A 13287-nucleotide genomic window follows, 5' to 3' on the forward strand; every position below is an offset into this window, starting at 1 on the left:
CACTTCTACAAATACAGAATTGAGGTTTTTGCATGGCTGGACGTGTTGAAGGCAAGGTCGCATTCGTCACCGGCGCCGCGCACGGTCAGGGCCGCAGCCACGCGGTCCGGTTGGCCGAGGAGGGCGCCGACATCATCGCGATCGATGTCTGTAAGCCGATCGTGCAGAACTCCCCCATCCCGCCGGCCACCCCGGAGGAATTGGCCGAGACGGCCGACCTGGTCAAGGCCCAGGGACGCCGGATCTTCACCGCGGAAGTCGATGTCCGTGACTTCGACGGGCTCAAGAAGGCCGTCGACGCCGGCGTCGAGGAACTGGGCGGGCTGGACATCATCGTCGCCAACGCGGGGATCGGCAACGGCGGCGACACGCTGGACCAGTGCAGCGAGCACGACTGGCAGGAGATGATCGACATCAACCTGTCCGGCGTGTGGAAGACCGTCAAAGCCGGTGTGCCGCACCTGATCGCCGGCGGCAAGGGCGGTTCGATCGTGCTGACCAGCTCGGTCGGCGGGCTGAAGGCCTACCCGCACTGCGGCAACTATGTCGCCGCCAAGCACGGCGTGGTGGGCATCATGCGCTCGTTCGCGGTGGAGTTGGGGCACCAGAACATCCGGGTCAACACCGTGCACCCGACCCATGTCAGCACCGGCATGATCATGAACGAGGGCACCTGGAAGATGTTCCGTCCGGACCTGGAGAACCCGGGCCCCGACGACATGGCGCCGATCTGCCAGATGTTCCACACGCTGCCGATTCCGTGGGTGGACGCGGTCGACATCAGCAACGCGGTGCTGTTCCTGGTCTCCGACGAAGCCCGCTACATCACCGGCGTCACCCTGCCGGTCGATGCCGGAAGCTGCCTGAAATAACTCTGTCGGCCGATCCCGATAGCTGGGACACGATCTCCCCGGAGTGGCTGACCGCCGCATTGCGTGGTCACCACCCCGGGGTGGTTGTGGATGCGGTGTCGGTGGTCGCCCGCGACGACGGCACCAATCGTCGCGCCCGCCTGGCGGTGAGCTACTCCTCCGGCGACGGGCCGGCCACCGTATTCGCCAAGGCCGTCGATCCCGAGCACGCCGACCTGGTGGAGCTGACCAGCGGCCTGTACCACGAGCCGCGCCTGTTCCTCTCCGATGTCGAGCTGCCCCTTGACCATCCGACGGTCTATCGCGCGGTGATCGACGAAGATCGCCGCGATTTCCTGCTCGTCATGGAAGACGTGGTCGCACGCGGCGCCGATCCGCGCGACGCGACGCGTCCGCTCAGCCTGGATGAGGCAGCCCACGGCGTGCGCGGATTGGCTCGCCTGCACGGTGCATTCTGGGCGCAACGCATCACCGAAAACCCGGCACTGGCCTGGGTGGAGCCGTTCGTCCCGTTCGCCGGCCTGGAGTTGGCGCCGTTGGAGGTCGCCTACGAACGGCTGGCCGACTCGGTGCCGTCCGAGATCACCTCGATGACCGGCGCGGAACTGTTCGGCGACACCTGGGCCCGCTACATCCGCAGCCTGACCCGGGGATCCCAGACCCTGCTGCACGGCGACCCGCACATCGGCAACACCTATGTGCTGCCCGACGGCGACGTCGGGTTCCTGGACTGGCAGATGGTTCGGCGCGGCAATTTCTCCCTGGATCTGGGCTATTTCCTGCAGGGCGCGCTGACCATCGATGACCGGCGCACCGGCGAGCGCGACCTGATCGACGAATACCGTGGCGCCCTGGGCCTCCCGGCCGCCGAATTGCCTTCTGCCGAAGAGATCTGGCTGCAGTACCGGGCTTCGGCGGCGCATGGCCTGGCGATCTGGATCGCGACGCTGTCCGGCGGCGACAACTGGCAGCGGCCCGAGATCAGCCTGGCGCTCGCGCAACGCTACGCCGCCGCCTTCACCGACCTGGACACCCGCGGGGCACTGGACGCCCTGGGCGACTGAACCAGGTCGGGATCGCTGTCGGATTGCCGCCTACGGTGAGCGCCGGCCGATTGCTCCGGCCGGCACCCACCGCATGACGCGGAGGCTTGTCTCTCTGTGGTGTTGTCAATGTGCACGTTCGGTTGGGTCAGGCGGCAGTGGGCAACGCTGTCAGGGTTCGACGGGCGTGGGACCGCAGGTGTTCGGGTCGGCGGTCGGGGTGGTTGGTGTCCGGCGGTGGGATGAACCAGGGGTGCCGGTCGGTTCCGAGGTAGACCTGCCAGCCGGCGTGGTGGACGGCGGTGTGGTGGCGTCGGCACAGCAGGACACCGTTGTCGAGGCTGGTCACCCCGTCGGCGCTCCAGTGCTGGATGTGGTGGGCGTCGCACCAGGAGGCGGGCCGACCGCAGCCGGGGAAGGCGCACCCTTGGTCACGCACGATCAGGGCTTTGCGGATCTTGGGTGGGAACAGGCGCTGGCTACGGCCCACACCCAGGGGTGCGCCCCGCGTATCGAGGTGCACGGTATCGACGGTGGCGTCGCAGGAGATCAGTTCGGCGGTGCCGACACTGACCGGGCCGGTGAACCCGAGCATGTCCACCGGGCCGGTCGCGATCCCCTCCACCGGGGGCGCGGCGGGGGCGGGCCGGATCAAGGTGACGTGCGGCAGCACTCCACCCGAGAGCGGCCTGCTGGAGCCCGACAGGTAGTCGCAGAGCAGTTGCGCGAACCCGTCGGCGCGGCGTCGGCCGATGGTGCGGGCATCCGGAGAACCGTCGGGGGCGGGTACCGGTCGGCACAGGGGGTCCAACGCGGCGTACAGCTGCTCCCCGGTCAGCACGTCCAGGTCGAAACGAGCTTTGATCCGGCCGTCGCGGTCATGGGTCATGGCCATCACATTGAGTTCGGCGTCCTCGGCCACCGGCACCGGGCCTTCCGGCGCGGTAGGCGCGGCGGCAATGGCGATCGCCCGGGCTTTTCTGCCCACTGCGGCCGGGGTGGCCTCGATCATGAGTTTCGTGACCAGTCGCGCGACCTCGCTATCGGATAGCTCGACACGATCGGCGATGTGACCGATGCCGGTTCCGACGGCGTCGGCGAACTCGATGCCGACCGCTCCCAGGCACTGTGCCCGAGTGAGCGCCGCGAGCTGCGGGGCGGCTCGCCCGACCCGTGCAGACCGGTACGCCGCGGCGGGTGCCACCCCGAGTCCGATCAGCAGATCGGCTCCGGAACGCAGCTGCTTGCGCGCCGGGATATCGAGACGCTCGGCCGCCGCGGCCGCCGAAGCGATCAGGTGATCAACCAGGTTGCCCACCGTGACCGCGGCTTCCAGCACGGCCAGCAGGGGTTGTTCGTCGAACCCCCGACGTGGCGAATCCAGCAGCGCAAACAAGCCACCGCCCACCTCGCCCTCGCGCGTCGGCGTCAGATCGTCGATCAGGGCATCGACGAAGGCCGTGAGATCGGTAGCGTCCATGCGCGGCACCTTCCGGGGAACCTTTATTCGAACATATGTTCGATTCTACTCGGTTTTCCGCAACCCGCAAGGTGTTATCTCTCAGGACATCGGTGACGGTTCGGGTGATCTTGGTGGTGACACTTCTGCGCCAAGGTTCAGGCGGTGGCCGCTAATGAACCCATCGATCCGCGCGTCCGGCTTGCGATCTCGCAATGGCCTGATGATGCGCCACGCCCCAAACCCGTTCGGCCACTGTTCGAGCAGCCTGCGCCACGCCCACGGCCCACGGCCCACGGCCCACGGCCCACGGCCCACGCCACCATTACCGTTAGACCTTCCCGCCGGCACCCTCGTGAAAAGGGTGACCACTGCGGGCACCATCGGGCTGGCCTCAGTCACCTACATGGTCGACAGGCACCACGCCTTCGAACGTGTCCTGGTCGTCCCCGTCGGCGACAAGATCATCATCGCCGATACCCACGGCGAGGTCCTTGTCGAGCACACCCGCCCCTTATCGGGCACCACCTACGTCGGCAACGGACGACCCCGAGGCTCACGCCCCAAACCCGAGAAACCGTCACCGATGTCCTGAGACATCACACCGCAACCCGCAAGGAAGAATTCCGCGGGCCACCGCCGGCGCCGGACCGAGCCGAGCTATACGGAGTGCACCAACTCGATCGCGGCACCGAGCGTGGCGATCCGGTCTTCGAGGCTGTCGCCGGCGGGATAGATCCGCACCGTATCCACCCCGGCATCGCGCCAGACCTGGAGTCGGTCGCGAACCATCTCAGACGTGCCGATGAGCGTGGTCGCCAACACCATCTCGTCGGTGATGAGGGCGGCGGCACCGTCCCGATCGCCGGCCTGCCAACGTTGTTTGACCGCGGCGGCCACCTCGGCCCAGCCCTGGCGGCTGTAGGCCTGGTTGTAGAAATTCGTGCTGGCCGAACCCATTCCGCCGAGGCTGAAGGCTAGCTCGGATTTCCGACTGTCGATCAGCGTCTGCAGCTGCCGCTCGTCGGCGGCGAACGACACCTCGGCGCCCTGGCAGATATCGAGGTCCGCACGGGCACGCCCGGACCGCGCAAGACCGTCGTCGAGGTGTGCGAAGTAGGCGGCGTCGGCGCCTTCGGGCACGAAGCTGGTGCCCAGCCAGCCGTCGGCAAGCTCCCCGGTCAGCCGCAGCATCGCCGGGGTCAGGCTGGCCAGATACAGCGGTATAGGGTGCTCTGCCCGCATCGACAACCGCATCGGTTTGGTGTCGGATCCGACCCGCGGGATCTGGAAGTGCCGCCCCCGATAGCTCACCCGCTCCCCGTCGATCACCTGTCGGATGATCTCGATGGTCTCCCGCATCCGGCCCAGCGGCCGTTCGAACGATTGCCCGTGCAGCCCCTCGATCACTTGCGGGCCGGAGGCACCCAGACCGAGCAGGAACCGTCCGCCGGACAGGTTGGACAGCGTGATGGCGGCTTGCGCGATGGCGACCGGCGTCCGCGTGGACAGCTGGATGATCCCGGATCCCAACAGCATTCGACTGGTGCATGCCGCGTAATAGCCCAACGCCGATACCGCGTCCGATCCCCAGGCTTCGGCGACCCAGCAGATATCCAGGCCCATCTTCTCGGCCTCGCGGACCAGCAGCTTCTGGTATTCCCAGGTGCCGACGCTCGCGGCCTCCAGGGTGATGGCCGCGCGCATCAGTCCTCCGCGAGCCGCTTGAGATGGGCCAACGTGGCGGTCATGCCCGCCTCGAGCTCTCGTAGTCGCACGAACACGATCTTCTGCTCCTTGTCCGGCATCGCGGTGATGGCCAGCGACAGCCCGGACGGGGCGGGACCCAACTGCATCCATTGCGTCAACCGGGTGCCGGCGCCCTCGGGCGCCTGACTCAATCGCCAGCTGGCGGTGGGGTTGTCGGGATCGGTTACCGCCCAACCGAACACCTTCAGCGGTTCGAACTCGACCACTTCGGAGACGGTCGACCATTCCCCGAGTGCGGCGTTGCGGTTGTATCCGGTGAACCGGGCACCCAGCCGGGGCCCGTCGCCGTCGGCCCATTCGACGCGCTGCAGTTCCTGACTGCTCTCGGCGACCGCATGGATGTCGCAGACCAGCTCCCAGACCCGTTCCGGTGGGGCGTCGACCCACGTGGAAACCTCCACCGTCGGCATATCGGCATAGACCGCTCCGGTCCACTCCATCGCTGGCTTCCTCTCAGTTGACACCCTGCAGACCAGGGCGGGTTGACCGGGCGAACAGCGATCGCGCGGACAGCAGGACGTGCAGTTCGGCGGCGACGTCGTCCAGCGGCTGCAGGGACGCCTGCGCGCGGCACATCACGATGGCGCCCTGGATCGCCGCGAGCGACATCGTCGCCAACCGGGCGGCCACGTCGGCGCCGAGGCCGTCCGCGACGAAGCAGTCACACAGTAATGCCGTCCACCGGGCGAAGATTCCCTCGGCATGCGCGACCAGCGGCGATCCCGGCTCCGCGCTGACCGACACCGATACCACCGGGCAGCCCGCCGCGAAGTCGCTGTCCTGCAGGGTCTTGCGCCAGAACGCGGTGAACCGATCGAGCACGGCGACCGGCCCGTCCGCCGCGGAACCGGCGATCAGCCCGGCGATCGCATCACCGGCGAGCTGGATGGCTTCGTCGAGTATCTGCGCCCGCCCACCCGGAAAGTGGTGGTAGATCGAGCCTCGCGGTGCGCCACTGCGGGTCAGCAACGCATCGAGGGTGACCCCGTCCGCACCGTGTTCGCGCAGCAACTCGACAGCGGCCAGCACCATCGCCTGTCGGGTATCACGCGCCATCACGCATCCCCCCTTTCGGCAGCCGGCGAACCAGATTATGACAGTCAGCATAATCAACCGTCAAAATGCGCGGCGGGGAGCGCCCCCTTAGCGAGTCACCCCAGCTTACTCAAACCGCTTCCGGCACGGCTATGACCAGCTACATATTCTGGCGGACCGCTCAGCCCACCGCGCTGCCGATCACCCCGTCGGCCTCCAACGCGGCGATCTCGGCGACACTGAGCCCCAGCTCACCCAACAGTTCGTGATTGTGCTGGCCGAGCAACGGAGCCGGCCTGGCGTGAAAGCGCTTCGGGGCGTGCGTCATACGGGCCGGCAGGGTGCTGTGCGGCGCCGGGCTGTTCACCGGATGAGTGACGGTCTCGAAGAATTCACGGTGCGCCAGCGGAGGCAGTTCGGTCTGCCGGTGCGGTTGCATCACCTTGGCCACCGGGACCCCGGCGTCCCACAAGGTGGCTACGACGTCGTCGGCACCGCGCGAAGCACACCAGGCCGCCAGGTGTTCGTCGATGAGATCGTGGTGGGCCCGCCGCCCGGCCGCCTCCGCCAGCACCGGGTCGGCGGCCCACGCCGGGTCACCCAGCGCGGTGCATAAGCCCGCCCACTGTTCGTCGGTGGCCACCGCGATGGCGACCCAGCAGTCCTCCCGACCGAATTCGTCGATGCCGGTGGTCCGATACAGGTTCTGCGGGGCGGCGGCCGGCCCGCGATTCCCGTCGCGCTGCAGCAGCGCGCCGTGAGCGGAGTACTCGATCACCTGCTCGGCGGCGATGTTGAGCGCGGCATCGATCATGGCCGCCTCCACCAGGACTCCCCGCCCGGTGCGACGGCGGTGTTCCAGCGCGAGCAGCAGCCCGTTCAGCGCGTGCACGCCGGCGTTCGGGTCGCCGATCGAGTAGGGCTCGTAGGGATTGCGGTCCGGGTAGCCGGTCAGCCAGCTCAGCCCGGAGGCATCCTCGATGATGTAGGCGAACGCGGGGTTGTCCCGCCACGGCCCGTCCAGCCCGAAGCCGGGCATGCGCACCATCACGATGTCGCTGCGCAGCGCCTGCACGGTGGCGAAGTCCAGTCCGATCCGGTCGATCACCCGGGGCGTGAAGTTCTCGACGATCACGTCGCAGGTGGCGATCAGTCGGTGCAGTACCTGCCGGCCGGCGTCGGTCTGGAAGTCCAGCGCCAGGCTCTTCTTGTTGGTGTTGAGCGCGGAGAAGATCGGGGACTTCTCCCACCACGATTCCTCGGTGGCCGGTATCCCGGCGATCAGCCGGGTGCCGTCGGGATGCCGGGCGGACTCGAGGTGGATCACCTCGGCGCCGAGCATGGCCAGCACATGCGTGCACGACGGGCCGGCCCAGAAGGTGGTCATGTCGAGAACCCGCAGGCCGGCGAACGGCAGGGTTTCGGCGCGCTTGGACCCGCTGGGCGGGCACGATCGCGCCGAAATCGCCGTGTGATAGGTCTCGGTGTGCTCCCCCAGCCGCGGCGCCGGGGCCGGCGTGCGCAACGGCACGTCCCCCAGCCGATAGGGCGCGGCGGGCTGCAGGAATCCGTCCCGCGGGTTGGGCACGAACGCCCCGCGATGCCGGTACTGATCCAGCGTCGGCAGGTTCTGTCCGTTGCCGACCGGCGAGTTCGGGATCCGGAACGCCGACGCCAGGTCGCGGATGTCGTCGACGTTGTGGCCGCGCAGCCATTCGTAGAGCACCGGCGCCCGCAGATTCGCCTGTTCGGTGATCGTCAGCGTCGACTGCTCGTCGATCCACTCGTCGTGGCCGGACATCACACACAGGTCGAACCATTGTTGCGCGGTGCCGCAGCCCAGGGCGACCAGCCCGTCGGCGGCTTCGGCCACTCCCGGCACGGTCGGCTTGCGTTCACTGCGCCAGGGCCGGCCGAGCATCTCGAAGTAACTGACGGGATAGTAGGTGAGGCAGAGGATCTGGGCCTCCAGCGCGGACAGGTCGACCAGCTCACCGCAGCCGTCCTGCAACGCCCGAAACCGGGAGACCAACGTCATCGCCGCCGCGTACGCCCCGGTGACCCAGTCACCGACCTGTCCCCCGATCTGCACCGGGGCCCGATCCTGGGCGCCGCGCCCCAGCCCGACGATCCCACCCGACCACGCCTGCAGGGTGAACTCGGTGGCGGCCCGCCCCTGCCACGGCCCGTCCAGGCCGAACGGCGTGATCGCGGTGACCACCAGGTGCGGATGCCGGCGGCGAATCTCGGCCGGAGCCAGCGATGGATGGTGCCCGACCCTGCTCTCCGGTGACCACACCACGGCATCGGCCGAGCCGAGCAGTCGATGCACGAATTCGACGTCCCCGTCCTCCCCCACATCGGCCACCACACTGTGTTTGGAGCAGCCCAGGAAGCTGAACAGCGCCGCACCGGCATCGGTGTCGACGGCCGCGCCCGATGCCGTCCAGGATCGCCGCGCATCGCCTTGCGGCGGCTCGACGTCGACGACGGTGGCGCCACCGTCGGCGAGCATCTTGGTGGCATACGCGCCGGCGATACCGTCGGTCAGATCGACGACGGTGTAACCATGCAGCGGTTCCACGACGTCAGGAGTCCTTGTTACGGCTTGATTTGCTCAACCGGAAGTCCGGTGGGAACTTCGCATCGTTGTCCTTGACGGCGCCGGACAGCCCGGACTCGATGGCGTCGTCGAGCATCAGGTCGTCGACGTCGGGCGCCACACCCGACCCCATCGATTCGAAGAACGCCGACAGCAGGCTGCCCATGTACTCGCCCTGATGCTGCTTGTACACCTCGAAGAACATCTTCTGCATGAACACGGTGTCGACCGGCCGGTTCCGGGCGCACGCCATCGCATACTTCTCGACTTCGGCTTCCAGGTCCGCACGCGCCACCACCTTGTTGAGGAAGTTGCACTTCTCCATGTCCGCGGCGGTGAAAGGCCTCCCGGTGAAGACCATCTCGGAGAACTTCCGCAGCCCCATCATCTGCACCCAGGTCCACATCCGCGGCCCCCACCCGTAGTAGCGGAACGACGGATGCCCGAACAGCGCGTCATCGGACGAGATCACCAGATCGGCGTCGGCGGCCTGATAGAAGTGCCAGCCGTAGCAGTAGCCCTTGGCTTCGACGATGCTGATCTTCTTCAGCTCCTGCAGCGGCCGGTTGCCGGCCTGCACGTTGGCATACCAGGCGCTGATGGTGGCGCCGTTGCGGAAGGTTCCCTGCGGCGGATAGTTGACGTCCATGCCCTCCAAACGCAGTTCCGCCAAACGCTTTTCGGGGTCTTCGACGCCTTCCATGAACTCCGGAAGGTCCGCGCCGCTACCGAGGTTCTCCCCGACGCCGCGGATCACCACCACCTTCACGTCGTTGTCCACGCTCGCGGCACGCAGCAGATCCGCGTACCGCAGCCTCGCCGACGACGTCGGCGCGTTGAGGTATTCGGGCCGGTCGAAGGTGATGGTGGCGATCTTGGTGGCCGGGTCCTTGTGGTAGCGGATGATCTCCTCGGCCGACGGCCGCCCGGCGTCCGCGCGCGTGTCTGACATTGGTGATCTGCTCCTTCAGCTGAACGGACTGGTGGTCAAAACTTCATGGCCGTCTTCGGTGATCAACACGGCTTCCCGCCCGAACACCGCACCCACACCGGGTTCGAACACGTAGCCGGTGACGGCCAGCACCATCCCCGGCTCCAACCGTTCGGCTGCCGCGGTCCGGCGCAGGTGACCCGAGACGACCGGCGGGTCGAAGCCCATCCCCAGCCCGTAGGCCACCGGGACCGGGGGAAGCTCTTCGTCGGCGTAGGCGCGTAACAAATCGGTGCCCACGGCGCCCGGGCGGCAGGCACCGGATAGCCTCTGCCACAGTTCATCCCATCGGCCGTACAGCGCCGCCGCCCGGGAGTCCGGACGGCTGCCCGCCGGGTAGGTGCGCCCCACTTCACCGAGGTAGCCGCCGGCCAGCACCGCGGCCGAGATGCCCACCAGATCCCCGGCCCCGACCAGTCCGTCGCCGGCGGCACGCTGCCACGGGTTCTCCCGCGAGGTCACCCACGCGACGTCCTGGTTGGCCGGGCTGCTCGCCCCACCGGCCGCCATCGCGGCCATCATCACCCCGGTCAGTGTTGCTTCATCGACGCCGGGCTGCAGCGCGGCCGCGGTTTGGTCCAAGGCCGCTTCCGCGACGGCGATGGCGGTGCGCACCGCGACCACCTCGTCCGGGGTTTTGATGGCCCGCGCCGCCCGCATCGCCGGCTCCCCGTCGACGAGTTCGGCGCTGGGAAACGCCAGCGGCAGCAGTTGCGCGAAAAGCGGTGACAGCGCGTCGGTTCCGACCCGGCGTGCAGTACGGGCACCTTCGATGTGGGCGACCGCCGCAATGACGTTCGTCGGGTTCCACGAGACCTCGTAGAGGTTGTCGTGCGGAATGTCTTCGGGCACACCCTCGTCGGTCGCGCTGAGCAGGTGGACGGCTCCGGTTGCGCGCACCAACACGCAATTGGGCGCGAACGGTCGAGTCCCGGCCATCCAACGCTGCGGAACACCGGCGACATAGCGGACGTTGGCCTGCCGTCCCAGCACCAGCACGTCGAGGTCGTGCGCTTCCATCTGCGCCAGCGCCCGTTCCCGTCGCCCGCAGCGCAGCACGGCGACGTCGGGCAGGATTTCAGTGCTCATAGGGCGCAAACGGATAGTCGGTCAAGGTCAGATAGCCGTCCTCGGTGATCACCACGACCTCTTCGCCGCGATATCCTCCGGTGCCGTCCTCCCACACCATCGGCTCGAGCACCAGCACCATCCCGGGTTCCAAGAAGAAGTTGCCGTCGAACTCCGCACCCAGATCGGTGCCGATCTTCGGCGTCTCGGCGTCGGTCACCCCGATGCCGTGACCGAGGCAGCCATCCGGTGACCACGGCCGCACACCCCCGTTGGCGGCGGTGGCCACCCGGGCCAGGTCGGCGGCGGTGACGCCGGCACGGGTGACCTCGAGGATCGCGGTCAAGATCTCCCGCCAGCGCCGGTACTGGGCCCGCTGGCGCGGTGCCGGTTCCGTACCGACGGTCCAGGTGCGCCCCAACTCCGCGCAGTACCCGCCGCTGCTGATCGACACCTGGCTCCAGACCACGTCGCCGACCGCCAGTTCGCGCCCGGTGGCCAGCAGGGGCTGCGCGATCTGTCCGTGCGTGGTCCACACGCCGGCGGCTCTGCTGGCGGGCATCACCTGCCAGATCGGCTCGAACATGGCGGCGTCGGCGCCCGATTCGAACGCCCGCCGCAAGAACCGGGCCGACAGGTCGAGTTGGCGGACGCCGGGCGCCAGGGCCTGCTGGGCGGCGGACATCGCGCTTTCGGTGATCCGGCAGGCCGCCCGGATCAGGGCGAGTTCATCGGCGGTCTTGACGAGCTTGGCGTCGGCCACGACCTGGGCTGCATCGATCGGGCGGCGGGTCGGGAAGATCCGCCGCTGCGCGCGCCGCATGGCACCGGTGAACTCGTCGACTCCGACCACTGCGCCGGCCGGGATCAGCTCGGCGACCGCCGCGGCGAAAAGTTCTACGCCTTCATCGAATTCGAGATACACCGGGCCGTGCAGGTGGTCGGCGGGCAACTCCGGATCGCCGGATCCGCCGCGGTGGAACGGCAGGAACAGATGCGGGTCCGGGTCATCGGCGAGCACCACGGCGACCGGCCGCTCGACGTGGGACAGGCCGGCGTCGCCGAGTCGGCGGCTGGTGCCGGTGGCGTAACCGACCGCGTCGTTGCCGAGCAGCACCAGCGCGTCGATTCCGCGTTCGGTCATGGCCGCCCGCAGGCGGGTTCCGGTCTCGCGGCGCAGTCGGGCCCGGTCGGGCACGCCCGCGATCTCGATGCCGCCGGCCGCGGCAGGCAGCGTTGCCGCAGCCGCGACCATCAAACCCCCAGGAACGCTTTGATGTTGCCGCTCACCACTTTCGCGGCGTCCTGCGGGCCCAGCGCTTCGACGACGCTGGCCAGTGACTTCTCCGAGTAGCCGAAGGTGCTCTCGTTGTGCGGGTAGTCCGACGACCACATCACTTTGTCGACACCGATCTCGTCGATGAGCTTCAGGCCCAGCGGGTCGACCATGAACGACGCGCTCATGTTGGTCTGCCAGTAGTGGCGGATCGGGTGCGCCAGCTGGTGGTTGAACATGTGCTGGTAGGAGGCGAGCAGATGTTCGGCGTCCTGCAGCGCCGAGGGGACCCAGGCGATTCCCCCTTCGAACCAGCCGACCCGCAGGCCGGGGTTGTGGTCGAGGATGCCGCCGAAGATGTACTTGGAGAACATCTCCCGGAACGAGTCGACGTTGATCATCATGCCGACGACGACACTGTTGATCTCGCACGGGGTCTTCGGCGGAGTCTCACCGATGTGGTGGGTGACCGGCAGACCGGCGGCCTCGATCTCGTCCCAGACCGGGCGCATCGCCGCACCGGAGTAGTCGATGATCCCGCCGTCGTCGTCCTTGCCCGGGTTCAGCGGCAGCAGGAAGGTCTTGAGGCCCAGGGATTTCACTTCCTCCAGGGTGCGCCGGGCACCGGCGGGATCCCACCAGTTGATCAGGCCGACACCGTAGAAGTGGCCGCGGGAACGCTCCTGGAGTTCGGCCATGTGCTCGTTGTAGATGCGGAAGACCCGCTCCCGCAGTTCTTTGTCGGGAAAGTGGAACAGCGCCAGCACCGCGTTGGGGAACGCCAGTTCCTTGTCGACGCCGTCTTCGGCGAGTTCCCGGATGCGCGCCTCGATGTTGTTGCTGGCGGCGCCGGCCAGGTCGTCGTATTGCATCAGCACCGCCGAGAAGTCACCCGGCAGGAAGGTCTGGCCTTTGCGCCCCACCATGTAGGCGCCGTCTTCGTACCAGATGCGCGGAGCCTTGTCGCGCAGGTCTTCGGGGAACTTCTGGAAGAAGATGTCGTCGGCGATCGAGATGTGGTTGTCGGCCGAGAACACCTCGGTGCCGGCGGGCAGACCGACGTCCCGACGGGCCTGGCCGCGCCGGTCCTTGGGGGCGCCGTAACCACCGGCGGGATAGAACGCGGTGCCTTGAGTTGATGTGCTGGACATGTCAATCCACTTCCAATCGG

Annotated in this window: 12 protein-coding genes; 3 read left to right on the plus strand and 9 right to left on the minus strand. The window is 68.0% G+C overall.

Going from position 1 to position 13287, the window contains the following annotated elements; translation table 11 throughout:
• The first annotated feature begins 32 nt into the window (after window positions 1-32).
• Together RCP38_RS15840 and RCP38_RS15845 are read left to right on the plus strand one after the other, a co-directional pair.
• Window positions 33-872: a mycofactocin-coupled SDR family oxidoreductase gene (locus RCP38_RS15840; RefSeq protein ID WP_308473876.1), complete on the plus strand. Its 840-nt coding sequence runs from the start codon at window positions 33-35 to the stop codon at window positions 870-872.
• Window positions 869-1936: a phosphotransferase gene (locus RCP38_RS15845; RefSeq protein ID WP_373692525.1), complete on the plus strand. Its 1068-nt coding sequence runs from the start codon at window positions 869-871 to the stop codon at window positions 1934-1936. The genes RCP38_RS15840 and RCP38_RS15845 overlap by 4 nt, the downstream gene beginning before the upstream one ends.
• Before the next feature lie 127 nt (window positions 1937-2063).
• Here the strand turns inward: RCP38_RS15845 and RCP38_RS15850 are convergent, their stop codons facing one another.
• The gene (locus tag RCP38_RS15850; protein WP_308473877.1) at window positions 2064-3395 is read right to left on the minus strand and encodes an HNH endonuclease signature motif containing protein; all 1332 of its coding nucleotides are present in this window, start codon (window positions 3393-3395) and stop codon (window positions 2064-2066) included.
• Window positions 3396-3738: 343 nt separating this feature from the next.
• Here RCP38_RS15850 and RCP38_RS15855 point away from each other — a divergent pair, with 343 nt between their 5' ends.
• Window positions 3739-3969 (plus strand): hypothetical protein, encoded by a 231-nt coding sequence (locus RCP38_RS15855; protein WP_308473878.1) that lies wholly within the window; start codon window positions 3739-3741, stop codon window positions 3967-3969.
• A gap of 65 nt (window positions 3970-4034) precedes the next feature.
• On the opposite strand, the gene RCP38_RS15860 is transcribed toward RCP38_RS15855, so the two are convergent.
• The 8 genes from RCP38_RS15860 to RCP38_RS15895 all read right to left on the minus strand — a co-directional run bounded on the left by RCP38_RS15860 (window position 4035) and on the right by RCP38_RS15895 (window position 13267).
• On the minus strand, window positions 4035-5081 hold the full coding sequence (locus RCP38_RS15860) for an LLM class flavin-dependent oxidoreductase (RefSeq protein ID WP_308473879.1): 1047 nt from the start codon (window positions 5079-5081) through the stop codon (window positions 4035-4037).
• On the minus strand, window positions 5081-5584 hold the full coding sequence (locus tag RCP38_RS15865) for an SRPBCC family protein (RefSeq protein ID WP_308473880.1): 504 nt from the start codon (window positions 5582-5584) through the stop codon (window positions 5081-5083). The genes RCP38_RS15860 and RCP38_RS15865 overlap by 1 nt, the downstream gene beginning before the upstream one ends.
• A gap of 13 nt (window positions 5585-5597) precedes the next feature.
• Window positions 5598-6200 (minus strand): TetR/AcrR family transcriptional regulator, encoded by a 603-nt coding sequence (locus tag RCP38_RS15870; protein WP_308477348.1) that lies wholly within the window; start codon window positions 6198-6200, stop codon window positions 5598-5600.
• 160 nt (window positions 6201-6360) lie between these two features.
• Complete coding sequence (locus tag RCP38_RS15875) at window positions 6361-8763, minus strand: CaiB/BaiF CoA-transferase family protein (RefSeq protein ID WP_308473881.1); 2403 nt, start codon at window positions 8761-8763, stop codon at window positions 6361-6363.
• 4 nt (window positions 8764-8767) lie between these two features.
• A complete protein-coding gene (locus RCP38_RS15880; protein ID WP_308473882.1) occupies window positions 8768-9733 on the minus strand; it encodes an enoyl-CoA hydratase/isomerase family protein in 966 nt (321 codons plus the stop codon).
• Between the two features lie 15 nt (window positions 9734-9748).
• On the minus strand, window positions 9749-10861 hold the full coding sequence (locus tag RCP38_RS15885; protein ID WP_308473883.1) for a M24 family metallopeptidase: 1113 nt from the start codon (window positions 10859-10861) through the stop codon (window positions 9749-9751).
• Complete coding sequence (locus RCP38_RS15890) at window positions 10851-12095, minus strand: M24 family metallopeptidase (RefSeq protein WP_308473884.1); 1245 nt, start codon at window positions 12093-12095, stop codon at window positions 10851-10853. The genes RCP38_RS15885 and RCP38_RS15890 overlap by 11 nt, the downstream gene beginning before the upstream one ends.
• Entirely contained in the window at window positions 12095-13267 is a 1173-nt protein-coding gene (locus RCP38_RS15895) for an amidohydrolase family protein (RefSeq protein WP_308473885.1), read from the minus strand. Before RCP38_RS15895 ends, RCP38_RS15890 begins: the two co-directional genes overlap by 1 nt.
• Window positions 13268-13287: the final 20 nt, after the last annotated feature.

This window comes from Mycolicibacter sp. MU0083, assembly GCF_963378075.1.
GTDB classification, from domain to species: Bacteria; Actinomycetota; Actinomycetes; order Mycobacteriales; family Mycobacteriaceae; genus Mycobacterium; species Mycobacterium kokjensenii.

Bases quoted from the DNA above. Each gene is read 5' to 3' on its own strand.
- RCP38_RS15865 (WP_308473880.1), bottom strand. From the start codon at position 5,584: ATGGAGTGGACCGGAGCGGTCTATGCCGATATGCCGACGGTGGAGGTT.
- RCP38_RS15840 (WP_308473876.1), top strand. From the start codon at position 33: ATGGCTGGACGTGTTGAAGGCAAGGTCGCATTCGTCACCGGCGCCGCG.
- RCP38_RS15850 (WP_308473877.1), bottom strand. From the start codon at position 3,395: ATGGACGCTACCGATCTCACGGCCTTCGTCGATGCCCTGATCGACGAT.
- RCP38_RS15890 (WP_308473884.1), bottom strand. From the start codon at position 12,095: ATGGTCGCGGCTGCGGCAACGCTGCCTGCCGCGGCCGGCGGCATCGAG.
- RCP38_RS15895 (WP_308473885.1), bottom strand. From the start codon at position 13,267: ATGTCCAGCACATCAACTCAAGGCACCGCGTTCTATCCCGCCGGTGGT.
- RCP38_RS15870 (WP_308477348.1), bottom strand. From the start codon at position 6,200: ATGGCGCGTGATACCCGACAGGCGATGGTGCTGGCCGCTGTCGAGTTG.
- RCP38_RS15885 (WP_308473883.1), bottom strand. From the start codon at position 10,861: ATGAGCACTGAAATCCTGCCCGACGTCGCCGTGCTGCGCTGCGGGCGA.
- RCP38_RS15860 (WP_308473879.1), bottom strand. From the start codon at position 5,081: ATGCGCGCGGCCATCACCCTGGAGGCCGCGAGCGTCGGCACCTGGGAA.
- RCP38_RS15880 (WP_308473882.1), bottom strand. From the start codon at position 9,733: ATGTCAGACACGCGCGCGGACGCCGGGCGGCCGTCGGCCGAGGAGATC.